The following is a 23,657-nucleotide window of genomic DNA, read 5'->3' on the forward strand; positions in this document are numbered from 1 at the left end:
CGAGTGTGCGAGTGTGGGACAAAACGACAATCCCGAAGCCGTCCACCGACCGACGGTACCTCCGTCCAGGTGTGTCGGCTCAGAAGGTGATGATCTCGTAGTCGTCGTCGACGAGCGAGCGGATACTCGGGTGGCCGTCGTGGTCGTCGAGTCGGACGACGCCGGCGTCGTCGACGGCGTCACCGACGCCGAACGCGCCCGCACAGAAGTCACACACGGCCGCGTCGTCGCTGACGGCCTGGTACAGTTCGTGGTAGTCGCCGTCTTCGTTTTCGAGTTCCGGAATCCACTCCGTCCCGGCGCCGTCGAAGATCACTTCCACCTCGTCACCGTCGTTCTCCTCGAACTCTTTGGCGGCTTCGAGGCCGTTCACGAGCCGACCGGTATCAGCGTGCGATTCCGTCCCCGCGAGAATGACGATTGCTACGTTTGCCATTGCGGATTACCATACCGCAGTGAGTTACTAAACCGTACCCGAACGTTCGGGTAACCCGGTGCCATCGGTGTCACCACCGGACGGTCTCAGTGGTGCTGGTGGCTGTCCCCGCGGCTGAACTGTCCGGAGAACGCCCGCTGGACGACCTCGGGGAGTGCGGGGTGGATGTGGATCGATTCCCGGATGTCACGGACCGTTCCGGATCCCGCCTTCATCGCCACGACGACCTCCTGGATCAGGGTCGAGGCGTCGGGGCCGACGATGTGACAGCCGAGAATGTCGCCCTCCGGGTCGACGATGGCTTTCACGAAGCCGGTGGCGTTCATCGCGTCGCCGCGGGCGGTATCTGCGAACTGGTAGGTGTTGATGGCGTACTCGCGACCCGCCGCCTGGAGTTCCCGCTCCCGAGCGCCGACGCCGGCGACCTCGGGCGACGCGAACACGGCGAATGGCATCGCGCTGTAGTCGACCGGTTCGGGCTCGCTCCCGAACAGATTCCGCGCGACGGCGCGGGCCTCGTGATTGGCGCTGTGTTTCAGCAGGTACTCGCCCACGATGTCACCGAGCGCCCAGACCCCGTCGACGGTCGTCCGCAGGTACTCGTCGGTCTCGACGAATCCTCGCGCGTCGGTCTCGATAGCGGTCCGGTCCAGACGCAGCGTATCCGTGTTCGGCGTCCGCCCCGCCGCCACCAGTAACTCGTCGCCCGTGACGGTCACTCCCTCGGCATCGTCGACGAGTCCACCGTCGTCGCCGTACTCGTAGGGCCGTGCGTCGAGCGTGAACGTCCCGTCGTCGGCCGAGACGGCCGTCGCCGCGTAGCCGGTATGGAGGGTGAACCGATCCGCATACATATCGGTGAACGCCGCGGCGACTTCGGAGTCTGCCTGGGGGAGTAGGTTCGGCCGCCGACCGACGATCGTCACGTCGCTGCCGAAGGTCCCGAAGAAGTGCGCGAGTTCGGCCGCGATGTAGCCGCCACCGACGATAACGAGGTGATCCGGCGGTTCCTCGAGCTGGAGGGCTTCGGTACTCGTCAGGTATGGCACGTCCTGGATGCCGTCGACGTCGGGGATCGAAGGCCGCGTTCCTGCCGCAATCAGGACCGTCTCGGCCTGGAGTCGTGCCCCGTCGTCTGCACCGCCGACGATTTCGACGGTCCGGTCGTCGACGAACCGTCCCTCTCCCTGATAGAGGTCGTGCTGATCAGAGGATTCCAGTCCGCGTCGGATACCCTCGGCGTCTTCGCCGACTTCCTCGTTCACTTTGCGGACGATGTCGGCGAAGGCCACCCCCTCGACGGTGGCCTCGATGTCGAACTCGTCGGCGCGCTCGATCGTCTCGAGCACGTCCGCGTGGTACAGCAGGTGTTTCGAGGGGATGCAGCCGCGGTTCAGGCAGGTCCCGCCGAGTGGCCCCTTCTCGACGACTGCGACCGATTGGCCCCGTCTGACCGCGACGTTGGCGACTTCGAGCCCGGAGCCCGATCCGACGACGAGAAAGTCGTATTCGTCCATGGCGAATCGGTGTGGCTGGACGCTATTCAACGACCCAGTTACGTGGGACTCACCGCCGGACGGTCACGTCTCCGCGAGGAACTGGGCCGCCCGCTCGTGGCCGAGTTGCATCAGTTCGTCGAGGAACTTCCTGTCCCGATCGACTTTCGTCGAACAGTGGAACCGCTCGCCCATTTCGATGCGGCGGACCTCGGTGTGGGAGAACTCCGAGTCGGGGAGATAGCCCGCCTCGACCCAGTCGTTGACGCGCTCGACGAAGTGGAGTTCCTGATTCAACGAGATATTCCCCGACAGCTCGTTGCGTCGGTCCGCGATCACGTCGAGCGTGTCGGGTTCGCCCTCGAACTCCTGGGGGTTGATCTGGATAATCCAGAGTTCGTCGGGTTTGCGCTCCGGGGGAACCGACATGAGGGCGTTGATCGGCGGATTCTGGGAGAACAGGCCGTCCCAGTGGTAGTGGCCGTGAATCTCGACGGCCTCGAAGAGGTTCGGGACGGCGGCCGACGCCAGCACCGCCTCGGGTGTCACGGCTTCGTTCGTGAACGTCTCGAAACAGCCGCCGTTCACGTCGACCGTCCCGACCACGAGCTCGGGTGACTCCAGGCCACAGAAGTCCGGGATAGACTCGAAGTCGATGTGCCGTTCCAGGGTCTCGGTGATCCGCTCTTTACCGACCTCCGGGCCGGGAATCTGATAGGGGCTGACCGACGGCATCGGGAGCCCGCTGCTCTCGAGTCTCGACATTCCGGTCACCCACTGGTTCATCATCCGGTCGGCCCAGCCGTCGGTGGACAGATCGTCCCAGATGGCGTCGAGGGTGTCGATGGCTTTCTCGTGATCGCCGGTGACGACTCCGTACCACGCCGCCAGCGCATTGTACGCGCCGCCGGAGGTGCCGCTGATGCCGACGAGTTCGTACTCGTCGTCCCACTCCTCGAGGAGGTGCTGGAGCACGCCCGCCGTGAAGGCGGTGTGGCTGCCCCCGCCCTGGCAGGCGATGGCGACGTTGGTCTTCCCATCGTCGCCAGCGCCGCCGTCGGTTGCGACGCGCGGTCCGTCCCGCTCGTCGCGCTCCGCAAACTCACTCATACGTGTGGGTGTAGCCGCCGTCGAACAGTAGATCGGCGCCGTTGAGGTGGCTGGCGTGACTGGAGAACCCGAACGTGAACAGGTTCGCGACCTCGGCGGGCGTCATCATCTCCTTGGTGCGAGCCTGGCCCAACATTACGTCCTCGACGACTTCCTGCTCGGAGATGCCACGCTCCTCGGCCGTGTCGGCGATCTGGTCGACCATCAGCGGCGTCAGCACGTAGCCGACGCTGACGGAATAGCCGCGCAGACTCCCGTCACCTTCGGCGGCGATGGCCCGAGTGAGGCCCGTGATCCCGTGTTTCGCGGTGATGTAGGCGGGCTTGTCCTTGGTCGCGTAGTGGCCGTGGACCGAGGACATGTTGGCGATGGCACCGATCCCGTCGTCGGTCTCCCGGATGCGGGGTATCGCCGCCTGTGCCATCTTGAACGGGGAGCGCAGCATGATGTCGGTCAGCAGATCGTACTTCTCCATCGGGAACTCGTGGATGCCCGCGATGTGTTGCATCCCGGCGACGTTGGCGACGAACCGCAGGTCGCCCTCGTCGGCGGCCGCCGCGACGACGGCCGCTACGTCGCCGTCGTCGGTGAGGTCGGTCTCGACCCCGTGGATCGACCCCGGCACGTCGAGGTCGGCGGCGATGGCTTCGGTCTCGTCCAGTCCCTCGGTGTCGATGTCGGCACCGACGACGGTCAGGCCGTTGGCCGACAGACCCACCGCAGTCGCACGACCGATTCCGGATGCCGCGCCGGTCACGATGGCCACCGTCTCCGGGCCGAAGTAGTGGTCTTCCAGGACGAGCAGGTCGTCTCGGGTCAGTTCGGGCGCACTCAGGTCGAAGTCTGCAGTCATGGGCTCACCGGAACCGGCGGCCGCCCGACGGTTAACTGCACCTCACGTCAGTGTAACGTCCCGACCCGCCGGGCGCGGGTCACCGCCGTCGCGTTACCGTCGGGTAACCGGGTGAGCCCGACGTTCGGGAACGCATTTAGGTTACCAAACGTAACTGACGAGTGAACGCTGGCCTCCGCCAGCACGAGCACCACTATGGCAACGGACACAGCGACCCCTGGCGACGGATTCCCGACGGAAGGCCCCACAGAGACGGTGTACGACCAGTACGAGTTCGTGACGTCGAGCGAGGGTGCGGGGATCATCTACCACGTCGACGACCCCGACCAGTGGATCGAAGGTGGGCCGGTGCTGACCCTCGACGAGTGGCGGTAAGAGACGAGCGAGCCACTGAGAGTCGAATCACCCGGTTACGCGGGTGTGAGCTACGGACTTAACGACCCGTGTGTACCTTCGGAGTGTGACCCGAGTCGATCTGCTCGAACTGGACGAGATCCCCGAAGAGTACCACTATCTGTTCACCGAGGACTACCTGGGCGACCGCCACATCTTCCGCGCGTGGGCCCACAACCCCGAGGTGCTGGAGGCGACCCTGGAGTACCTGAACACGCTGTACGACCAGCTCACGCCCCGGAAGAAGGAACTCCTTATTCTCACTGTGGCGTGGGCTCGCGGCGCGCGTTACGAGTGGCACCAGCACGTCGACATCGCCCGGGAGAAGGGCGTCAGGACCGAGGAGATGCGCGCCATCGGCGGCGGCGACTTCTCCGGGTTCGACGACGCGGAGTTCGTCCTGTTGCAGTACGCCCAGGCGGTCGCGGAGGGCGAAGTGACCGACCAGATCCACCGGGCGCTGACGACCCAGTACACCGACGCCGAGATCGTCGCGGTCGGGCTCCTGGTGGATTTCTACGTCGGCCTCTGTAACTACGTGGCTTCAGTGAACCTGCCCTTCGAGGGTGGCGAGTTCGTCGGCTGGACGCCCGCAGACGAGACCGTCGACGAACTGTTCGCATGAGGCGGACGCTCGGGACCGCGCTGGTCACGGTCGGGTTGGTCGTCACCGTGGGGACGGCCCTCGGGTCGACGGGTGGCGGATCGGCGGTCCCGGGTGGATTCCCGATGGACGAGTTCCTCACCCACTGGTGGGTGTTCCCGGCCGCCATCGCGTTCTCGACGGTCGCACTGGCCTCCGGTGTGTCGGGCGCGCTCTTTTTCAGCCCGTTCTTCATGCTCGGTGTCGGACTCACACCCTCCCAGGCCATCGGTGCCGGCCTGTTGACCGAGGTGTTCGGCATGGGCAACGGTCTGCGATCCTACGTCAAACAGCAGGTCGTCGACTTCCGGACGGCCAAATGGCTGTTGGCGGGGGCAGTTCCCGCCGTCGTCGTCGGCGCGTTCGCAGCACACTTCGTCGATCCGCAGATCCTGAAGGGTATCTTCGGCGTCGGGCTAGTCGGCCTCGGTGGCTTCCTGGTGTACTACGACCCCCCAGAGGAGTGCGTGCCGGGCGAGTGCGAGGGCGAATACCTGAAAGAGAAGAACTCTGGGCGGGGAACGACGACCATCGAGGCGGCCGACGGTGAGCGGTTCACCTACGACACCTGCTGGCGGCCCCCGGGCGTAGCGTTGTCGACGATCGGTGCGTTCGTCACCGGCCTCATCAGCGCCGGCCTGCCCGAGATCGTCACGACCCAGCTGATCGTCCGCTGTCGGATTCCGCCCCGGGTGGCCGTCGCGACGAGCGTGTTCGTGCTGGCCATCGCCGCCGGCGCGGGCGCGCTCGTCCACGCGCTCACGGCGACGCCGGTCTGGTACGTCGTCGCCTGGTCGATCCCGGGCGTCCTGATCGGCGGCACCGTGGGGACTCGCGTCGGCAAGTACGTTCCGAGCGACCTGATGGAGGTCGGCCTCGGCGTCGTCTTCGGACTCGTCGGCCTGCTCATTCTCGTCACCGAGTTCGTCATCGCCTGACTGGCCCCCCACGACCGCCGACCGACCGGTTTCCACGATGTAACCGGCTTTCTTCTACCTCAGCGGACACTTATTACCGCCGACAGTCGTCAGGTTACCAGAGGTAACCCGGCTCCGGGTAACGCCTCGATCAGAGACACACGATGGCTGACCCAACGATACTCGGCGGACTGGCAGGCGGATCGATTGCAACCATCGTCATGACGGTGTTCATGTTGGCACTGGGCGACGACTCGCCGCCCCCGACGGCGGCACTGTGGTCGAAGTACATGGGTGACGGCCCACCAGAGGAGTACGTGCCACAGGGGATGGCCTTACACATGCTGTACGGCGTCGGGGCCGGTGCGGCGTTCGCCGCCGTGTTCCCGGCCTTCGGGGTGAGTCTCACGCTCGCGACCGCGGTCGGGCTCGGACTCGTCTACGGAATCGTGTTGACCGTCGTCGGGATGGTGCTGTGGATGCGGATCGTCCTGGCGATGGAGCCCGAGCCGAAGACGATGGGCCTGTTCTCCCTCTTTCACCTGATCTACGGCGGCGTCCTCGGTGTGTGGCTCGCGGTCGGACTCGTCTGACCGGTCGGCACACCTCGACTCACTGGCTCGAACGACCGAGCCCGGCTGAGGTCCAGGTTACGGGGTGAGCCGGAGGTTCAGAAGACGTTTTATCCGGGACGGGTATCTCACGAGAGACGCGCGAGCCGTCGCCAGCCACCGAGCAATGAGCCTCTCCCCACACCGGTTGCTCGAATTCGTCGTCGCCACCTACGACGAAGTCGACCGTCCACTGACCCCGGCCGACGCGGCCGCCCGCCTCGAAGTCGGTCACCAGAGAGCCGACGACTGCTTCGAGCGATTCGCCGAGTGTGAACTCCTCGCGACCGTCGACGGTGGCTATCGCCCGACCGTCACGGCCAGGGAACTCCTCGACCTGGACGTCGACGACGAGTTCGTGATCGTCGACGCGACTCCGGATCGCCGTGACCGAGATTGACACCAGGTTTTAATTCCTCGCACGCGACGAGTCACACGAGAGGGCCACGCGGCCGTCACCTCCGGACCATGACCGACGACGCTACCTCGAGCGAGCTATCCGAGAAGAGCGACCTCCGCGACCGCCAGTACGGCATCTACCAGTGTAACGACTGTGAGAACGTCGTGTTGACCCTACAGGACTGTGACGGCGGGATGACCTGCCACGGACAGACGATGGAGCGGGTCACGGACGTCAACATCGACATCAAGCCACCCGACGTCAAACAGGTCCTGCTCGACGCGTTCGGGCTCCCGAAACCGGGACTGGATATCTGTCTCTGTGTCATCGGCGAGGGACCGATGCCACCGTCGGACGTAGCCGAACAGCTGGACTACGACGAGTCGACCGTCCGCCGGTACCTCAACCGACTCGTCGACATCGGCCTGCTGGAGAAATCACAGCTGAATCGGGAAGACGGCGGCTTCGTCAACGTGTACCACTCCATCGACGTGACGGAGATGCGCAGGGACACGCTGATCGGATTCTACGCCTGGGCGGGCGAGGCCGCGGCGCTCATCGAGGAGGCCAACCTCACGAAAGAGGAGTACCTCGACGACGACTACGCAGACGACCTCAACGACGTGTTCTGGGACCGGTTCGAGGGCCAGTCGTAGGTCCGCGCTCGAAATCTAGTATGTAAATCTTCCGGAGACGAGGGGCGGAGTCACACGTCCGAATCGTCTTGAATAGGATCCCCGTCGTTCGCTGGAGTAGAGGCTATCACAATGAGTTCGGAATCGGAATCCAGGTTCGGTCGAAGCGGCGACGCTCGTGGCCCGTCGGGGCCGCTGTTCACTGGCGTCGAGGAGACGCTGCTGTCGATGCAGGAGTTCGTCGGACGGAAGTGGCAACCCATCATCGTCTACCACCTGCTCGAGGAGGGCCCGATGGGCTTTAGCGCGCTCAAGGACGGCGTCGACGAGATCTCCTCGAAGATGCTCTCGGAGAGTCTGGACGACCTGGAGGCGGCGGGCCTGGTCGACCGCACGCTCCTCAGTGACCGACCCGTCCGCGTCGAGTACGCGCTCACCGATCGCGGCCAGTCCCTGGAACCACTCATCACCGAGATGATCAACTGGGGCGCGGAACACGACGTGGCGAGCGACACCGACGGGACCGAGCAGGACGGAGAGACGGCGATAGCCGTGGGGGGTGAGTAGATGCCCCACCACGACCTCCTGGTCGTCGGCGGCGGGACCGGGAACAACGTCGCGGCGGCGGGCGCGGACGCCGGACTCGACACCGCGCTGATCGAACCGGGCCCACTGGGCGGGACCTGTCTCAACCGCGGCTGTAACCCCTCGAAGATGCTGATCCAGGCGGCGACTGCCGCCAACCACGTCCGGGACGCCGAGCGGTTCCACCTCGACGCCTCGCTCGACGGCGTGGACTTCGCAGGCATCGTCGACGACATGGACGAGACGCTGTCGTCGCTCGCCGACGGCATGGAGGCCAGCTACCGCGAGAAGGCCGACCTGACGATCTACGACGAGTACACCGAGTTCGTCGACGAGCGGACGGTCGACGTCGGTGGCCGGGAAGTCAGCGCCGACAAAGTCGTCGTCGCGGCCGGGAGCCGACCGCTCGTTCCGCCTATCGACGGCCTGGACGACGCGGAGTATCTGACGAGTCGGGACGCACTGTACCTGCGCGAGCAACCCGATTCGCTCGTGATCCTCGGGGGCGGCTACATCGCCGTCGAACTGGGCTACTTCTTCGAGTCACTGGGCACCGACGTGACCATCCTCGAGATGATGGACTCGCTCGTCCCCCGCGAGGACCCGGATGTGTCCGAAGCGTTCACCGACATCGCACGCGAGCGCCACGACGTGTACACCGGCCACCGCGTCACGGCCGTCGAATCCGACGGCGAGATGATCCAGGCCCACGCCGAGACCGAGGCCGGTGGCGAGATTTCCGTGACTGGTGACGAACTGCTCGTCGCACTCGGCCGACGGCCCAACACCGATACCCTGGCCGTCGAGGCTGGCGGCATCGAAACCGACGACAACGGGTTCGTCGTCACGAACGACCGGCTGGAAACCTCGGCGGAGAACGTCTGGGCCCAGGGCGACATCGCCGACAACGCGATGTTCAAACACTCCGGGGACTACGAGACGAAAATAACCGTCGAGAACGTCGTCCACGGCGGCGACGCGACCGCCGACTTCACCGCGATGCCCCACGCCATCTTCACCGAACCGCAGATGGCCGGCGTGGGCAAGACCGAGGCGGAACTCGACGAAGGGGACACGGAGTACGTCGTCGGTCGCGCGGACTTGCCGGACACGCCGATGGGCCGCGCGAAGAAACTCGACGAGGGGTTCGTGAAGGTACTGGCGGCACCGGACGGTGAGATCCTGGGCTGTCACGCGCTGGGTTACGAGGCGTCGACGATGATCCACGAGGTCGTCGTGGCGATGCGTGCCGGCTCAGGGACGGTCTCGGACATTGCCGACACGATCCACGCCCACCCGACGCTGAACAAGGTCGTCGAGTACGCCTTCGACGACGTGTCGGTGTAGGCCGATTCAGCAGTCGACGAGATCGCAGTCGAAGACGAACGACTCCTGTAGCGCGTCGACTTCGCCCAGCAGCGTCCCCAGGTCCGGGCGGTCGCCCGGCGTCTCGCCCTCGTAGGGGTAGACGACTTCGGGAACGTCGTCCCAGGTGTCGAGGATGACGCTCTCGGGCATCCGACCGATCACGTCGTGGAGCCCGCCGAGCGCCCCGAATCGCGTGGGCTGGTCGTCCTTCTCGGCATCGGCCAACAGTGGAAACGGGAGGGCGAACGATTCCTGCCACTCGGCGGCGCGGTCCCGCGATTCCGGGAGAAACGGGACGACGACGGCGTTCAGCGCGCGAACGACTGTCCCTGCCTCGCGACCGTCCGTACCTGTGCCTTGCACTAGGGACAGTGGTAGTCCCGAAGAGAGGAGGGGCGCGAAGTCGGCACGCTCATCGATTCGGGCGAGCGAGGGGGGTTCCGGCCCGACGCCGACGTTGGGTGACTCGAATTCGGGTGGCTGCGGCCGCTCGGTGGGTTCGGTCTCCGACACGCGAGACCGCTCGGTCCCGTGACCGTCGTCTCTTTCTGACGGTCGGGTAACGCGGTGAGCGGACGGAAACCGGGACACCGTCCGGTAACTCGTTCAGCAGGCGGCCAGGTGGTCACCCGCTCCGGGCCCACTCGACTGCCTCCGTGCGGTCCTCGGTCGTCGTCGTGTCCAGTCCGCCGGTGTCCACCTTCCCGCGGAGCGACAGTGATTTGATGCCGTCCGCGACGACGCCCCAACGTTCCAGTCCGGCTTCTTCCGCACGCTGTGCGGATTTTTCCCAGACATCGAACACCTCCGAATCGAAGGCGTCGTCGAGTTCGACGACCGTCACCATACCGACGACGTCGTGGCGCTCCAGCAGGTTCTCGAAGACCGGATACGCCTCCTCGCGGAACGCCGAGAGTTCCATGCCCGGGAGGAACTCCCAGATCATCACTCCGTCGTCGACTTCGACGGTCCAGCCGTCACCACGGTCTTGCGTTGCCATCGTTCGGACTACCGGCTCGAACGGTAAATCGGTTCGGCGAAACGGGCGTAACCGGGTTACTCGCGGCTCAGTCGGGGCGGTCACGACGCCTGGAGGACAGGGCGGCGGCCGGACCACAGTTCCGCTTGTGGTCTCGGCGAGGGGCGACGGCGCCGGGACCGCCCATCAGTCCGCGCCAGGTCCGTCGACTCGTCTGGTCTGTGGCGGCTCCGACTGGCTTCCGGCGAGTGCCTGGACGAGTTCGGCCTCGGTGACCGGCCGCCCGTCGACGTCGAGTCCGGTGTCACGAGCGACGCGGACGGCGCTCGGTGGATGGAGGTTCGCGGCGTCGAGTAACTCGGGATCGTAGAACACCTCCCGTGGCGTTCCCTGGCCGACGACGTCGCCGTCGCTCATCACACAGATTCTGTCGGCGACCGCGGCCGCGAATTCGAGGTCGTGCGTCGAGAGGACGACACTGATACCCTCCTCGTGGATCCTCTCGACGTGGTCGGCGACCAGACGGGAGCGGGCGGGGTCGAGACCGGCGAGTGGTTCGTCGAGCACGATCACGCTCGGTTCGAGGACGAGAACCCCGGCCAGGCCCACCAGTCGCTTCTCGCCACCGCTCAGGTAGTGCGGGATGCGGTCTTCGAGGTGGCTCGCGTCGACAGTTGCCAACGCCTCCCGTGCCCGCTCAGTGGCTTCCTCGGCCGGCACACCGTAATTCTGCAGGCCGAATCGGACGTCGTCCAGCACCGTCGGCGCGACGAGTTGCGTGTCGGCGTCCTGGAACACGAACCCGACTGCGCTCCGGGCGCGGGCGAGGTCGTCGTCGGTGATCGGCGTGCCGTCGACGACGAGTTCGCCGTCGTCGGGCACGAGCGTCGCGTTCAAGTGTTCGAGCAGTGTGGACTTCCCCGCGCCGTTCCCACCGACGAGGGCGACGACTTCGTCCGGATACACCTGGAAATCGACCTCGTGCATCCCGACAGTGCCGTCGGGATAGGTGTGGGCCTCACAGTGGAGGTCGACGAGCGGTGCCGTCGTCTCGTCACCGCTCATAGCGACACCACTCCGTAGACGGCGATCAGTGCGTAGCCGACGACGGCGGCGTAGACGGCCACGAGGACGACGATTTCACGGATCGGAGGTCGCGGGACGTCGCCGTAGAGCGTGATGTCGCCGTCGTAGCCACGGGCCTCCATCGACTTGACGAGACGTTCGGAGCGTTCGATGGCTGTCAACAGCGTCATGCCGAGGATCCGGGCGTAGGTGCGCCGGTTCGCCCAGAACTCCGAGAGGGTCGCCCCCCGCGCGAGGACGGCCCGGACCAGGGCTTCCAGCGTCTCGACCATGACGAAAGTGAACCGGTAGGTCAGCAGCGTCACCTGGTCGATGGGGGTCGGCAACACGCGGCCGAGCAGATACGCCACGTCCGCGTACCGGGTGGTCATCGTCGCCGCCAGCGCGAACGTGACCACCGTCAGCGACCGGCAGGACAGTTCAGCGAAAAGGATCGCACCCTGCCACGTGACCGACAACGCCCCCAGCGGCGTCCCGAGCGCCCCGCCGATCGGCGTACCGGGTTCGAGGACGGCCAGCGGCACCGCGACGGAGACGACGAACAACAGCGGGAGCGTGTACCAGTACAGTAGCCGTCGGTACGGTAGGCCGGCGACACCGTAGACGACGAGGGTGGCGGCGTACAACCCCGTCAGAACCGGCAGCGAATCCGCCACCGTCACCGCCAGCACGAGCGCGCCGACCGTGCCGAACTTCGTCCAGGCGTTGACCCGGTGTACCGGACTGTCCCGGTGTTCCGCGTAGGCCGTGATGAGCCGCGGGTCCGGAACGTGATTCGACAGCGTCGTCATGGTCGTGCTGCCTCGTCGTCGAGTCCCCGATACCGGTCGGCGTAGACGTAGAGCGCGACTCCGGCGACGACCAACAGCACGACGAGTCCAGCGAACTCCAGCACCATATCGCCCTTCCGGATCGGGCCGGCGACGACGACGCCGCGGCCGAGATCGATCAGCGAACCACTGCCCTCCGTCACGCCCCGCTGGAGAGCCCTCGCGGAGCGTTTCGCCCAGGGGAGTGCGCCGCCGGTGGCGCTGAATCCCCAGAGTCCTGCGGCGAGCGCGACAGCGAACAGCGCCGCGAGACTCCCGTACTGTTTCCAGCGCTGCATCAGGCGGCCACCCCCGCAGGGTCTTCCTCGCCGCGCTCTCGGTCGATCAGATCGAGCAGATCCGGCCTGACGGACGCGAGGAACTGGACGACGAAGCCGGTCAGGATGCCCTCGACGACTGCGACGCCGAGGTTGAGTCCGACGAGGCCGGCGACGGCGACCGTCAGGTCCGCACGCGGGAGTGCGCTCCCGTTGACGCCGCTGACGACGATGATCGCACCCATGAGGACCGCCCCAGCCGAGAGGCCGATTGTCGCGGCACTCGCAGTCGCCGGGAACACGTCCCAGTCCATCCGCAGGAGCGTCCTGAAGATGTAGTAGGCGGCGATTGCCTCGGTGGCGTTCACGAGCGTGTTCGCGCCGAGCAGTCCGACCGCCCCGTGACCCAGTGCGGCCGAGAAGACGTTCACCACGAGCGCGATGAGCGCACCGAGTGCCGGGCCAGCGAGGATCCCCACGAGGCCAGTGAGGTTCATATGAATCCCGCCCCACACCGGGAGGTTCAGCTGGAAGACGGCGAAACTCGCGGCCGCACCGATCCCTGCCAGGGCGATCTGGTGTGTCTTGATCCCGCCCCTTCTGAGACGGTAGACGACGATTCCGATCAGTGTGACGCCGACGAGCGTCCAGAGAGCCACTGCCCACAACGGGAACGAGCCCTCGCCGAGATGGATGTGTGCCATGCGTAGTTATTAATCTACACCGCAATTATAATAATTGTGCGTTTTCGAGGGTTCATAGTTATTAGAAAACTACTGCGGATCCCGTTGCGGTGGGCGCTCGACGCGGACGATAGGTTGTATAGAATCGTAGCAATTCGGAAGGAGAGCGTCGTACACGGTACAACAACCAGTTTAAGCCGGTCCGGTGTACGATACTACTGCGATGGGATACGCCTGTTCAACCTGTGATGCGGAGTTCCGGAGCGCAGCCGGTGTCACCCAGCACGTGGCACGGCACCACGACATCTGTGCTGAATGTGACGAGGCGTTCGACGGGACCGATCAGCTACGCGAACACATCCACGAGTCCCATTGAGTCGAACCGGCGTGTGCAGTATCTGCGGGACGGTCCGCTATCTCGATTCGTCCGCACCGCTGGGCAACGTGACACAGGTCGGAGACCGCCACCCGCACCGTCCTCAGGAAAGCAGACTGATGTCGTCGACCGGGTGAACGGAGTAATCGACCGAGACGGTGTCTTTCGTCGCTCTAATCTTCCCGACGAAGGTAGAGATCTCTTCGAGTTGGCCTTCGAGGACGAACAGTTCCATGCAGTAGTGGTTCCCGACGTGACTGTGGAAGTTCGACACGACGAGTTCTTCGTGATCGTGGCGCAGATGCATCATCTTCTCCTCGACGCTCGTGGTCTCGAAGTCGAACAGCACGGTGACGATAGCCATCAGGTCACGGTCCTCGAGTCGCTTGTCCTCGAACTCGTTGAGGAGGTTGCGAACCGCCTCGCGGACGATTTCGCTCCGGCCAGTGTAGCCGTGATCCTCGCCGAATTCGTCGATCCGTTCCTCCAGTTCGTCCGGCATCGAGATGCTTACGACACCCATGTATTAATCGAGGGTCCGATAGTTAATATAGATTAATACCCCGGCGGTGGGCCGGCGGCCCGTGAAGACGAATCTCTGGGTCTATGAAGCGGTACACTCGGAACACTACCGGGCGAGGATCTACTGGTAGGCGTGGTGACGGTGAAATCGAACGCTCTGGATCCAACCCGTCCAAAATACACAATAGCAGTTTGAATCCGATACTGCGGATCGGCGTCCGTGATGGGACCGAGTTCAGGTGAGCGATGACCTGTCGTATGATTTTTTGTCGAGACTCCGGCAGACCCACTCTGCTGAATACGGAGGTGTATTCGGCAGTAGAGCAGAGAGAATTGCGTAGGACGGTTCTGAACCTCGAATGCAGTGACTATACGCACGGTCCGGATGAGGCCCGTCCGTGCCGCCGTCTCGAGAGAGCCTATCTCTCGAAACAGGCCACCGGCTCCCCGTCTACCCAGGGGTCGGGATCTAGCGTGTCGGTTCCATCGAAATCGTTCCGCGTCGTTCTGTCCCGGACGACCCGTGCCGAATCGATATAGTACGTGACGTACTGGGTGATGTAATCGAACTCTATACCTGGGTGAATCGTCCTGGAGCCGACGTACTTTAGCCGGACGACGGACGAATCAGCGGGGCCCGAGGCGACCCATGCGTTCTGGACGGAGATGTCGAACCGACTCAGGTAGCTGCCGCGTTCGTCGCCTGTCCCCACGTCGGTGTTTGATTTCATTTCGTCGTTCTGCCGGTAGGCCAGTTCGAACCTGGTGACGTACCCCACCGCAGTCTTGCCCGCTACTTCAGATGGGGGCCCTCCGGGATAATCGCGGGGTGCGAGCGCCCCGTCGTGGTCGACCGGCTCGGCCATTGGTCGCGATACGGACGTACAGGATACGTTCGGTGGCGTCTCCGGGATCTCGGTGGCCCATCCAGCAGTCGCCGTCGGCATCTCTGTCTGCGTGTCTGGGCCCTCCGTTGTCTCGTTTGACGAAGTCTCATCGAGAGCGAGACACCCAACTGACGAGAGCACCGTACCAGTGATGCCGAGTGCCTCCAGGAAACGACGACGGGGTATCGTCATGCACATAGCACCCGTTTCTGGTAGCGAACGGCTTTAGAACGATCAAACGTGTATTTGGCTTCTGTCGATAATTAGGGCAGATGACGGAGCAGCACTTCAGTTACTCCCTCACGCTCGTTGTGAACCCAGTGTGACGCGTCGGGAAACATCCGTAACTGGCCGTTGTCACAGTAGTCGACGCTCTCTTCGGCCATCGAGGGGAGGAGTGCGATGTCGTCTTCGCCCCAGCAAATTAGCGTCGGTTGTGGAACAGTGGTACGTGAGGGGCTTTCCGAGCGCCTGAACCCACGATACCAGTTGATCCTCGGTGTGATGCCGGTGTGCTGCCAGGCGGCCCTGTAGCGGGCAATCGTTTCGTCGTCGAAGGTTCCAGGATTCGACGTTATTTCGAGCGAATCGACCATGTTGTCCATGTCGTTCCGGCGCAGGAGCCATTCGGGGAGTTTCGGTACCTGGTAGAACCAGACGTACCAGCTCCGGGCAATTTGCTGTGGACTCGAGCGGAGTGTCTCGCGATACACTGTCGGATGTGGGACGTTGCAGATTCCCAGGTGATCCACCATCGAAGGCTGCCGGAGTGCGACGTTCCAGGCGACGAAACCACCGAAATCGTGCCCGACGACGTGGGCCGACTCCCGGCCCTCGCTCTCGATCAATTCACAGACGTCCGCGGAGAGTTCTGACTGCCGATACGCATCGATGCCGTCGGGCGCATCGCTCAGATTACAGCCTCGCTGATCCGGGACGACGACACGGTACCCCGCCTCGACGAGCGCGGTGATCTGGTCTCGCCAACCGTACCAGAAATCGGGATGGCCGTGCAGCAAGACGACCAGTGGCGCGTCGGGATCGCCAGCGGTTACGACGTGTAACCGGACGTCGTTGATATCGCGATAGCTGGATTCGGTAGCTGAGTCGGCGAGTAGCGATGCATCCGTTTTCGGCCGGGGTTTCGTGAGAGACATCGGTATCGGATCGAATCGGTGACTGCGTTCGGTGTCCATCCAGACGCGGGCAGTTGCTGTGAGCGAAAATACGGTGTGTCGCTGTGTCTGCCGACTGCCACACTGGTGAGGGTTCTTTTAACCCACCTGCCGATCCGGATCGTGTCGGTCGAGGCGTCAGGAGACGATCTCGGCGAACACACGTTCCTCGGCTTTTCGGAGGTGCTCGCCGACCGTTCCGGGCGCGATTCCGACGACCTCACTGATGTCTTCGAGTGATGCCTGACGTGGTTCGTTATAATATCCGAGATCGACTGCCGTCTCGATGACTTCCTCCTGCCGAGACGTGATCACCCTACTGAACGACGAGCCGTCGGTCTCGTACTCGCCGGTTTCGAGGACTTCGACCGTCACGTAGTCCAGTTCCGTGGCGTATTCGTAGAGGGTGCTGAATATTTCGTCGGTCCCCAGGTACGTGACCTTGAGATAATCCTCGGACGTGAAGTGGATCGGTGTGTCGACCACCAACATCGACTCTCGCTGGAGTTCCAACGCCCAGTGAACTTCCGCAGTCGGTTCGAATTGACTGACTGCCATCCAGCGGTCCTCGCCGGCAGTAAGATACTCGATGACGTGTGGGGATTCCGCCATAATCTCTCTGTACCGGTCCTGACTACCACTCGCCTCGGCGAACAGCAATACAGTGTCGTCTTCGAGGAGTTCGACGTGATGAATCGCACGGCGCTCGATAGACGGCTCGGCCGTCAACTCCCCGCCGAGCGGGTGGAAGGCACCGTCCCCGTCCGGTTCGACCAGCAGCGTGAGATACCGCATACCGGGACTTCGAGTGCCTCGAAATAAATCGCCGTGGATACTCGCCATTTATATTGCAACACTGGTGAGGCAGGTCGCCTACCGCTCGAGGCCGGGAACTGCCACTCGGTGGACGATGCAACAGCAACGACGTTCGACCGCCGACCAGTTCGTGGACACGGCGGTCACAGCCCTCCCCGACGACGCCATCGTCGGCCGTGAGTCACACGAGAACGCCCCTGCGATCGTCACCCGGGCCGACCGAGTTCAGACGGTCCTCTCGACGCTTCGCTCGGTGGCGGGGCTCGACCATTGCTCGTGTGTGACTGCCCAGGAGTACGACGACCGTTTCGAGACGGTGTATCACCTCACGAGCTACGACGACCGGACGCGTGAACTCTCGGTCGTCGTCCCGACGACGAAGGACGATCCAGTCAGCGAGTCGGCCGCGCCGGTCTACCGGACGGCCGAGTGGCACGAACGGGAAGCCTACGACCTCCTCGGAATCGAATACGAGGACCACCCGGACCTGCGTCGACTCCTCTTGACAGAAACCTGGCAGGGCCACCCACTTCGAGAGGACTACGACCAGACTGCCCCGCAGGTCGTGCCGCTGCGCGAGCATGCCGATCCGTTACAGGCGGACGATCGCCACGAGGACTCGGATACGATGTTCATCAACATTGGCCCCCACCATCCCTCGACCCACGGTGTCCTCCATCTAGAGACGACGTTGGACGGCGAGCAGGTGGCCGACGTGGAGCCCGATATCGGGTACATCCACAGGTGTGAAGAACAGATGTGCCAGCAGGGCACCTACCGGCACCAGATCATGCCGTACCCCGACCGCTGGGACTGGGGTGGCGCAGGTCTGCTCAACGAGTGGGCCTACGCCCGCGTCATCGAAGACCTGGCCGATATCGACGTTCCCGAGTACGCTCTGGTTATCCGGACGATGAGCGCCGACGGTACCGAAACCCCGGCACGGTTCAAGATCCGTGGGCCGTCGTTCTCGCACCTGTCGGCGCTCCCGGCGATGGCGAGAGGCGAGTACGTCGCCGACCTCGTCGCCACCATCGGGAGCCTGGACGCCATCATGGGAGAGGTGGATCGATGACGACCGCTTCAGGGCTGTGGGGGAGTTACTCCGGCCAGCAGGTGACCTGCATCGCCTGCGGCGAGACACTCGCCCGCGAAGACGCCCGCGAGTACGACACACAGGGCGACCGCTGGACCCGCGAGGGCAAGACCTTCGAGTACCTGTGTAAACCCTGCGACCGTGAGTACTGCAACCAGGACCGTGAGGGACTCGAAACGACGCTCGTGGCGGCCGACGCCGGCCGTACCGACCGTAAGACGTTCCTCAGACAGTTCTGCGAGTTGACGACCGACGACGAGAGTCACGACTGAGCGATCGAAGCACATGAACTCCAACCACGACCGAACCGATGCCGATTCGGCGTCGAACCGATCGATGGCGGTTTCGGATATCGAGGACTCGTACGCCGAGTACGCCGACTGGATGTACCGACTCGAATGGCTCGACCGTATCGTCACCGGTCGCTATCGGCAGGCGAGATTCGGAGATGTCGAGGGGAGAGTGCTAGACGTCGCCTGTGGGACTGGAACGAACTTTCGGTATCTCCCCGACACGGTCGACCTCGTCGGGATCGATATCAGTCCGGAGATGCTGGCGAACGCCGCGGAACAACTCACCGAGTTAGGGATCGATGGGACCCTCCAGGAGATGGACGCACAGGAACTCGAATTCTCCGACGACAGCTTCGACGCGGTGATTTCCGCGTTGTCGACCTGTACGTTCCCCGACCCTATCGCCGCACTGCGCGAGATGGAGCGCGTCTGTAAACCGGACGGAACGATTCGCCTCGTCGAACACGGACGCAGCGACATCGGTCCACTCGCCACGTACCAGGAGTGGCGTGCCGACGCTCATTACGCCAAGACAGGCTGTCGTTGGACCCAAGAGCCGCGCGAAATCGTCTCCAGAGCGGGCCTCAGAGTGCGGGATATCGACACCGGGCTCTTCGGCACGTTCACCACGTTCGAGATAACCCCCGACCGGGGTGACGAACGGTGATCGAACTGTCGTCCAGTGCGCTGGAGTGGCTTGCCGTCGGTAGCCTCCTGACGCTCGCGGGCGCATCGATCAAGTTCCCCGGGTGGACGGTTCTCCTCGCGGGCTACGACGAGACTGCGCCTATTCCGGAGAGCGTGGTGCAGAATCTGACGGGAAACACTGTCCTTCGCGTCGGCATCGATACCCCGCGACACCAGCCGTACAGCAATCTTCCCTCGGTACTGATGAATTCAGTCACTGCGGGAGACGTCGAGACGGTCGTCGTCGACGGTGCGGTTCTCATTGAGGCGCGGTCGGTCGAACCGATGGATGCCGAGAGCGTTCGAGCAGCCACAACCCGAGAGCGAGACCGCCCCCAGGCACGTACCGGTTGGGAAACGTCCCTCGCCGGTAGTACGCCTGCAGACAGGTCGATGCGCCGGCGTGTGTCCGGAAGAGCCCTGCTGAGAGCGACGAAGCAGTATGGCCGCGGCGTCGTCAATCGACACAGATAATTAGTACGATAGGTCAGCTATATTACCACTGGAGACGGACGTTAATCGACGAAGTTCGTTATTTCGGTGGTCGTTTCTATCGATGCCGGCCGGCATTTGGTTCACTCACGTCGGTAACCTGCTGATTCGATCCGGTTTTTAGAAGTCACTCGTCAGCGAGGCCGGGGCAGTCATCCTGGTTACTGCAAGGTAGCCCGGTATCCCACTGCTTACGTTCTTACACGGGTGTTATCGAAGCTTGATATTTCTGGGAAGCGACTACTCTCTCACGTCAGAGACTGGAACCACGGTCGAGCCACTGCCACCCGAATTCGAACTCCCGAACGTGGGGGTCGGTCCGGACCCGCTTTCGCTCGCCCGAGTCGGTGAGCGTGCCGACTTCGCAATTCTGCTCGACGGGACCATCACTGTCCGAAATGCAAGTCGCAGGTACAGACGGTCGCGAAACAGGCACAGTCGTTCGCAGAGTTGCATGCGGTCGTCGTCCCGATTCTCCCGGAGCCACGCGACCGCGCCGTCGAGTGGCAGGAATCGTTCGAGCTCCCGTTCCCGTTGCTAGCAGACTCAGAGAAAGACGTGGCCGAGAAGTCCGACCAGCCAACGCGATTCGGGGTGCTCGGCGGGCTCCACGACGTGATCGGGCGAATGCCGGAGAGCGTCATCCTGGACACGCGGAACGACGAGTCAGAAGTCGTCTACACGTACGAAGGCGAGACGCCGGGCGACCGCCCGGATGTCGAGACACTGCTGGCCAAAGTCGATGCGTTACAGGAGTCGTTCGTCTTCGACTGCGATCTCGTCGACTGCTGAGCCGATCGAGAGACAGGAGTCGTTACCTCGGCGTCAGGTGACCCTGAATGCGCGGTGGTCGCATCGGCAGCCGTCCGAAACGGGGTCGCTATTCGATGTCAAACTCACGCATCCAGTTGAGCGCGCTCGAAGATCAGCAGAGAGGTAGGCTGGAACGGTTGCCGCCGAGTGCGAAACTCGCGTACCTCGCCCTCGCCTGCGAGGGCCGACTCACACAAGGCGATCTCGCGTCCGAAACGATGCTTTCGCCCAGAACAGTTCGGTATGCTCTCAAGCGTCTGAAAGAAGAAGGCCTCGTCACGTCGGATATCTACATCCCCGACGCACGGAAGAACGTCTATCGGGTGAACCTCGAGGAGTGACTACGTGGCAACGTCGCTCTACTTGTCAGCCGCCAGGACAACGTGTGTTCGCAAAACTGAACCTTCGAGGATAGTTATGGTATTGTCCGATAGCCTCGAAGGCCGCGAAGAGAATTAGCTTGTCAACCGAGAAATCCTCAGCGAGAAACTGTATCGGGACCGTTGTTGCTCACTGAGCACGGCCGCTTGCTCGAACCAGTCATCATCGACATGCGAGATTTGGGCACGAAACATCTCAGCGAACCCAGGGTGGACGACGGGTAGAAAACGTCCAGGACGCCCCAGGAGAGGTTACCCCAATGTTAGCCCGTATTGATACGGGGTCCGAACTCACTATCACTATGCTCTCGACAGGGACTCAGGCACCGGATTTCACCCTCCCCGGAATCGAATCAGCACACGACGACGACATCCACCTGTACGAACTATCCGAACGGCTGGTGGAGACACCGGTGCTGTTGAATTTCTACCTCTTCGATTTTCATCCGGCCTGTACGGACAACCTATGTAATATCCACGATCTGTCGTGGTTCACTGTCGACGAGTCCATCTCCGTTTTTGCAATCTCCACGGACCGCATCTTCAGTCATCGCGAGTTCGGACAGCAACAACACCTCGACTTTCCCCTGCTCTCCGATAGTGACGGAACTGTCGCCGAATCGTACGACGTCCTCTACGACGAGTTCAGGGATCACAAGCGCATCGCGAAGCGGGCCGTGTTCGTAATCGACACCGACCAGGTGATACAGTACGCCTGGAGTACTGACGACCCCTCGGACCAACCGGACTGGGAACCCGTCCAGGAAGCCGTCAATACGCTCGTCTAGCACGCACGGTGGCGCAGACTTCGACTCACGCACCCTCCACTCCACCGAAGTCGCAAGGCAATACCCCCGTTCAATACGGGGAAATATCAAGCGTCCTGGCTACGGTCCTCTCTGTCTGTTCCTTCGAGTAGCGTCGAAATCCACCGAAATGGGCCCGTCGTCCTGCTCGTGGTCGGCGTCCAAGCGTCGGGCGTCCTCCTGACTGGGTTCCAGTTGCTCCCCCCGATGGCCGTGGGGCCGCTAGTTGGGAGTCTCGTGCTAGTCGGGCGACAGGCGACTGCCGAGGCCCGGGTAGTGCAGGGGCAGCCGTCCTATCGGTGGCGACTTACTCCAAGGTAACTGATACTTTTTGATGCGTGGCCCTGAACTACGGTCGATGGCCACTCGTAAACGGACGGTTTTAGTACTCATCGCGGTCGCCGAACTGCTGACCATGTCTCTCTGGTTCAGTGCGACGGCCGTCGCACCGGAACTGGCGGCGAGTTGGGATTTGACTCCAGCGGAGACGACCTGGTTGACCAACGCAGTCCAGTTGGGGTTCGTCGCCGGGGCGTTACTCTCCTCGTTTTTCACGCTCTCCGACGTGATCCCGCCGCGATATCTCTTCGCCGGCTCGGCCGTCGCTGGCGCAGTCTGTACCGCGCTGATCGCGGGCATCGTGAATAGCGCACTGCCCGCGATCGGACTCCGATTTCTCACTGGCGTCGCGCTGGCCGGCGTCTACCCGCCGGGCATGAAGATCCTCGCTGGCTGGTTCGAGAAGGGCCGCGGGTTCGCGATCGGTCTCCTCATCGGCGCGTTGACCGTCGGCTCGGCGCTCCCACATCTCTTTCGCGGCGTGGGCGGGGTCGGCGATCCGCAACTCGTCCTCTACGGCGCGGCAGTTATAGCGACGCTAGGCGGTCTACTGGCGTTGTTCGTCGAGCCGGGGCCACATCAGGCACCAGCGGCGCCCTTCGATCCGAGTGCGCTGGGGCGGATTCTCCGGGACAGGCCGACGATGCTGGCCAACGGTGGCTACTTCGGGCACATGTGGGAGCTGTACGCCGTCTGGACCTGGGTCCCGACGTTCCTAGCGGCCAGCCTGGCGGCGTCCGGGTCGGCCGGGACTGCTGCTGGACTCGGGTCGCTCCTGGCTTTCGCCACCATCGCCATCGGCGGTGTCGGTGCCGTGCTCGCGGGATCGGCCGCAGACCGGTGGGGCCGAACCAGTGTGACGAGTGTCAGCATGGCTGTCAGTGGCCTCGCCTGTCTCACGGTTGGCTTCTTGTTCGGCGCCTCACTCGTCCTGTTAGTTCCTTTCCTCCTGATCTGGGGGGTCGCCATCGTGGCCGATTCCGCACAGTTCTCTGCGGCCGTGTCCGAACTGGCCGAGGAATCCTACGTCGGGACGGCACTGACACTCCAGACGGCCATCGGCTTCCTGCTCACGACGGTCTCGATTCAGGCGGTCCCCATGATCGCAGATATCGTCGGCTGGCAGTGGGCGTTCGCACCGCTGGCGATCGGTCCACTCGTTGGTATCGCGTCGATGCTGACGCTCAGGGGATCTTCGGCAGCGACCCTGCTCGCGGACGGGAACCGATGAGTCCGAACCTCCTGTGGTTGCTCGTCCGCAAACGGGAGGGTACCGGCGACAACGACGTTCGGGCCGGGCGTTTGTATTAGGGCCGCGGCGTTCCGTTCAACAGCTGAACACAACAGACGGAGAGCTGGAGGTGTGTGGACGTCACCTCCCGCTATTTCTCTAACTCGATTCGGTATCCCTCGAACGGGCTTTCGTAGTCGATGCCGGCCCGCTCGAAAACCGCCGCTGGAAAGGTCGCTATCGGACATTCTACCCCCGACAGACATCACTCCAGGCTCGTCAGCATCGACTGGCCTCGGAGAAATACGGTGGTTGTGGGTCTCAGTGGAAATAACCGGTCTCGAGGATAGGCTACATCCAAATCTACGTACACTATTGTCAAATATTTCTAACAAAGCAATCAAAATGTACACCCGGAACACTACCGGGCGAGCATCTACTAGTAGGCCCGGTGGAAGCGGA

29 protein-coding genes and 2 pseudogenes are annotated in these 23,657 nt (G+C 63.4%); 17 read left to right on the plus strand and 14 right to left on the minus strand.

Features of this window, described 5'->3' with window-relative positions:
• Nucleotides 1-79: 79 nt before the first annotated feature.
• The 4 genes from EAF64_RS00370 to EAF64_RS00385 form a co-directional block, all read right to left on the minus strand.
• Entirely contained in the window at nt 80-436 is a 357-nt protein-coding gene (locus EAF64_RS00370; RefSeq protein ID WP_129067007.1) for a DsrE family protein, read from the minus strand.
• A gap of 86 nt (nt 437-522) precedes the next feature.
• Nucleotides 523-1,953 (minus strand): dihydrolipoyl dehydrogenase, encoded by a 1,431-nt coding sequence (locus EAF64_RS00375; protein WP_129067008.1) that lies wholly within the window; start codon nt 1,951-1,953, stop codon nt 523-525.
• A 63-nt stretch (nt 1,954-2,016) separates the two neighbouring features.
• Nucleotides 2,017-3,042: a patatin-like phospholipase family protein gene (locus EAF64_RS00380; RefSeq protein ID WP_129067009.1), complete on the minus strand. Its 1,026-nt coding sequence runs from the start codon at nt 3,040-3,042 to the stop codon at nt 2,017-2,019.
• Entirely contained in the window at nt 3,035-3,895 is an 861-nt protein-coding gene (locus EAF64_RS00385; protein WP_129067010.1) for an SDR family oxidoreductase, read from the minus strand. The genes EAF64_RS00380 and EAF64_RS00385 overlap by 8 nt, the downstream gene beginning before the upstream one ends.
• A gap of 195 nt (nt 3,896-4,090) precedes the next feature.
• On the opposite strand from EAF64_RS00385, the gene EAF64_RS00390 reads away from it, so the two are divergent.
• The 8 genes from EAF64_RS00390 (at nt 4,091) to EAF64_RS00425 (ending at nt 9,426) form a co-directional block, all read left to right on the plus strand.
• Nucleotides 4,091-4,270 (plus strand): hypothetical protein, encoded by a 180-nt coding sequence (locus tag EAF64_RS00390; protein ID WP_129067011.1) that lies wholly within the window; start codon nt 4,091-4,093, stop codon nt 4,268-4,270.
• An 85-nt stretch (nt 4,271-4,355) separates the two neighbouring features.
• Nucleotides 4,356-4,913, plus strand: a complete 558-nt coding sequence (locus EAF64_RS00395) for a carboxymuconolactone decarboxylase family protein (protein ID WP_129067012.1) — start codon at nt 4,356-4,358, stop codon at nt 4,911-4,913.
• Nucleotides 4,910-5,869 (plus strand): sulfite exporter TauE/SafE family protein, encoded by a 960-nt coding sequence (locus EAF64_RS00400; protein WP_129067013.1) that lies wholly within the window; start codon nt 4,910-4,912, stop codon nt 5,867-5,869. The genes EAF64_RS00395 and EAF64_RS00400 overlap by 4 nt, the downstream gene beginning before the upstream one ends.
• A 143-nt stretch (nt 5,870-6,012) precedes the next feature.
• A complete protein-coding gene (locus EAF64_RS00405) occupies nt 6,013-6,441 on the plus strand; it encodes a hypothetical protein (protein WP_129067014.1) in 429 nt (142 codons plus the stop codon).
• 145 nt (nt 6,442-6,586) lie between these two features.
• Entirely contained in the window at nt 6,587-6,859 is a 273-nt protein-coding gene (locus EAF64_RS00410; RefSeq protein ID WP_129067015.1) for a hypothetical protein, read from the plus strand.
• Nucleotides 6,860-6,927: 68 nt separating this feature from the next.
• Nucleotides 6,928-7,515, plus strand: a complete 588-nt coding sequence (locus EAF64_RS00415) for a helix-turn-helix domain-containing protein (protein ID WP_129067016.1) — start codon at nt 6,928-6,930, stop codon at nt 7,513-7,515.
• 111 nt (nt 7,516-7,626) lie between these two features.
• A complete protein-coding gene (locus EAF64_RS00420; protein WP_193767520.1) occupies nt 7,627-8,061 on the plus strand; it encodes a winged helix-turn-helix transcriptional regulator in 435 nt (144 codons plus the stop codon).
• Complete coding sequence (locus tag EAF64_RS00425; protein ID WP_129067017.1) at nt 8,062-9,426, plus strand: dihydrolipoyl dehydrogenase; 1,365 nt, start codon at nt 8,062-8,064, stop codon at nt 9,424-9,426. It begins immediately after the preceding gene.
• Nucleotides 9,427-9,432: 6 nt separating this feature from the next.
• Here EAF64_RS00425 and EAF64_RS00430 read toward each other — a convergent pair whose 3' ends face one another.
• From EAF64_RS00430 to EAF64_RS00455, 6 genes are all read right to left on the minus strand, one after another.
• On the minus strand, nt 9,433-9,810 hold the full coding sequence (locus tag EAF64_RS00430) for a hypothetical protein (protein ID WP_227738843.1): 378 nt from the start codon (nt 9,808-9,810) through the stop codon (nt 9,433-9,435).
• Between the two features lie 262 nt (nt 9,811-10,072).
• Complete coding sequence (locus tag EAF64_RS00435; protein ID WP_129067018.1) at nt 10,073-10,447, minus strand: hypothetical protein; 375 nt, start codon at nt 10,445-10,447, stop codon at nt 10,073-10,075.
• 165 nt (nt 10,448-10,612) lie between these two features.
• Complete coding sequence (locus tag EAF64_RS00440) at nt 10,613-11,491, minus strand: energy-coupling factor ABC transporter ATP-binding protein (protein ID WP_193767521.1); 879 nt, start codon at nt 11,489-11,491, stop codon at nt 10,613-10,615.
• Entirely contained in the window at nt 11,488-12,303 is an 816-nt protein-coding gene (locus EAF64_RS00445; protein WP_129067019.1) for an energy-coupling factor transporter transmembrane component T family protein, read from the minus strand. Before EAF64_RS00445 ends, EAF64_RS00440 begins: the two co-directional genes overlap by 4 nt.
• Nucleotides 12,300-12,620, minus strand: coding sequence for a cobalamin transport operon protein (locus EAF64_RS00450; RefSeq protein ID WP_129067020.1), 321 nt, complete (start codon nt 12,618-12,620; stop codon nt 12,300-12,302). The genes EAF64_RS00445 and EAF64_RS00450 overlap by 4 nt, the downstream gene beginning before the upstream one ends.
• Nucleotides 12,620-13,303, minus strand: coding sequence for an energy-coupling factor ABC transporter permease (locus EAF64_RS00455; RefSeq protein WP_129067021.1), 684 nt, complete (start codon nt 13,301-13,303; stop codon nt 12,620-12,622). Before EAF64_RS00455 ends, EAF64_RS00450 begins: the two co-directional genes overlap by 1 nt.
• 202 nt (nt 13,304-13,505) lie before the next feature.
• On the opposite strand from EAF64_RS00455, the gene EAF64_RS00460 reads away from it, so the two are divergent.
• Nucleotides 13,506-13,658: a C2H2-type zinc finger protein gene (locus tag EAF64_RS00460; RefSeq protein ID WP_129067022.1), complete on the plus strand. Its 153-nt coding sequence runs from the start codon at nt 13,506-13,508 to the stop codon at nt 13,656-13,658.
• Between the two features lie 103 nt (nt 13,659-13,761).
• On the opposite strand, the gene nikR is transcribed toward EAF64_RS00460, so the two are convergent.
• From nikR to EAF64_RS00480, 4 genes are all read right to left on the minus strand, one after another.
• Nucleotides 13,762-14,181 carry a nickel-responsive transcriptional regulator NikR gene (gene nikR, locus EAF64_RS00465; RefSeq protein WP_129067023.1) on the minus strand — a complete coding sequence of 140 codons (420 nt, stop codon included), beginning with the start codon at nt 14,179-14,181 and terminating at the stop codon, nt 13,762-13,764.
• Nucleotides 14,182-14,599: 418 nt separating this feature from the next.
• Nucleotides 14,600-15,046, minus strand: coding sequence for a hypothetical protein (locus EAF64_RS00470; RefSeq protein ID WP_129067024.1), 447 nt, complete (start codon nt 15,044-15,046; stop codon nt 14,600-14,602).
• A 284-nt stretch (nt 15,047-15,330) separates the two neighbouring features.
• Complete coding sequence (locus tag EAF64_RS00475) at nt 15,331-16,224, minus strand: alpha/beta fold hydrolase (RefSeq protein ID WP_129067880.1); 894 nt, start codon at nt 16,222-16,224, stop codon at nt 15,331-15,333.
• Nucleotides 16,225-16,380: 156 nt separating this feature from the next.
• Nucleotides 16,381-17,037, minus strand: a complete 657-nt coding sequence (locus EAF64_RS00480; protein ID WP_129067025.1) for a helix-turn-helix domain-containing protein — start codon at nt 17,035-17,037, stop codon at nt 16,381-16,383.
• A 115-nt stretch (nt 17,038-17,152) separates the two neighbouring features.
• Between EAF64_RS00480 and EAF64_RS00485 the strand changes: the two are divergent.
• The 8 genes and pseudogenes from EAF64_RS00485 to EAF64_RS00520 all read left to right on the plus strand — a co-directional run.
• A pseudogene (locus EAF64_RS00485) lies at nt 17,153-18,091 on the plus strand (NADH-quinone oxidoreductase subunit C); the annotation flags it as partial.
• 38 nt (nt 18,092-18,129) lie between these two features.
• On the plus strand, nt 18,130-18,426 hold the full coding sequence (locus EAF64_RS00490; protein WP_129067027.1) for a DUF7562 family protein: 297 nt from the start codon (nt 18,130-18,132) through the stop codon (nt 18,424-18,426).
• Nucleotides 18,427-18,490: 64 nt separating this feature from the next.
• The gene (locus tag EAF64_RS00495; RefSeq protein ID WP_129067028.1) at nt 18,491-19,114 is read left to right on the plus strand and encodes a class I SAM-dependent methyltransferase; all 624 of its coding nucleotides are present in this window, start codon (nt 18,491-18,493) and stop codon (nt 19,112-19,114) included.
• On the plus strand, nt 19,111-19,608 hold the full coding sequence (locus tag EAF64_RS00500; RefSeq protein ID WP_193767522.1) for a hypothetical protein: 498 nt from the start codon (nt 19,111-19,113) through the stop codon (nt 19,606-19,608). Before EAF64_RS00495 ends, EAF64_RS00500 begins: the two co-directional genes overlap by 4 nt.
• A gap of 462 nt (nt 19,609-20,070) precedes the next feature.
• Nucleotides 20,071-20,418 (plus strand): annotated as a pseudogene (locus EAF64_RS00505) (peroxiredoxin family protein); the annotation flags it as partial.
• Between the two features lie 95 nt (nt 20,419-20,513).
• Nucleotides 20,514-20,780, plus strand: a complete 267-nt coding sequence (locus tag EAF64_RS00510; RefSeq protein WP_129067029.1) for a winged helix-turn-helix domain-containing protein — start codon at nt 20,514-20,516, stop codon at nt 20,778-20,780.
• 341 nt (nt 20,781-21,121) lie between these two features.
• Nucleotides 21,122-21,607, plus strand: a complete 486-nt coding sequence (locus tag EAF64_RS00515; RefSeq protein ID WP_129067030.1) for a redoxin domain-containing protein — start codon at nt 21,122-21,124, stop codon at nt 21,605-21,607.
• A 376-nt stretch (nt 21,608-21,983) separates the two neighbouring features.
• A complete protein-coding gene (locus EAF64_RS00520; protein WP_129067031.1) occupies nt 21,984-23,195 on the plus strand; it encodes an MFS transporter in 1,212 nt (403 codons plus the stop codon).
• Nucleotides 23,196-23,657 lie beyond the last annotated feature (462 nt).

Source organism: Halorientalis pallida, assembly GCF_004118325.1.
In the GTDB taxonomy this organism is placed as follows: Archaea; Halobacteriota; Halobacteria; order Halobacteriales; family Haloarculaceae; genus Halorientalis; species Halorientalis pallida.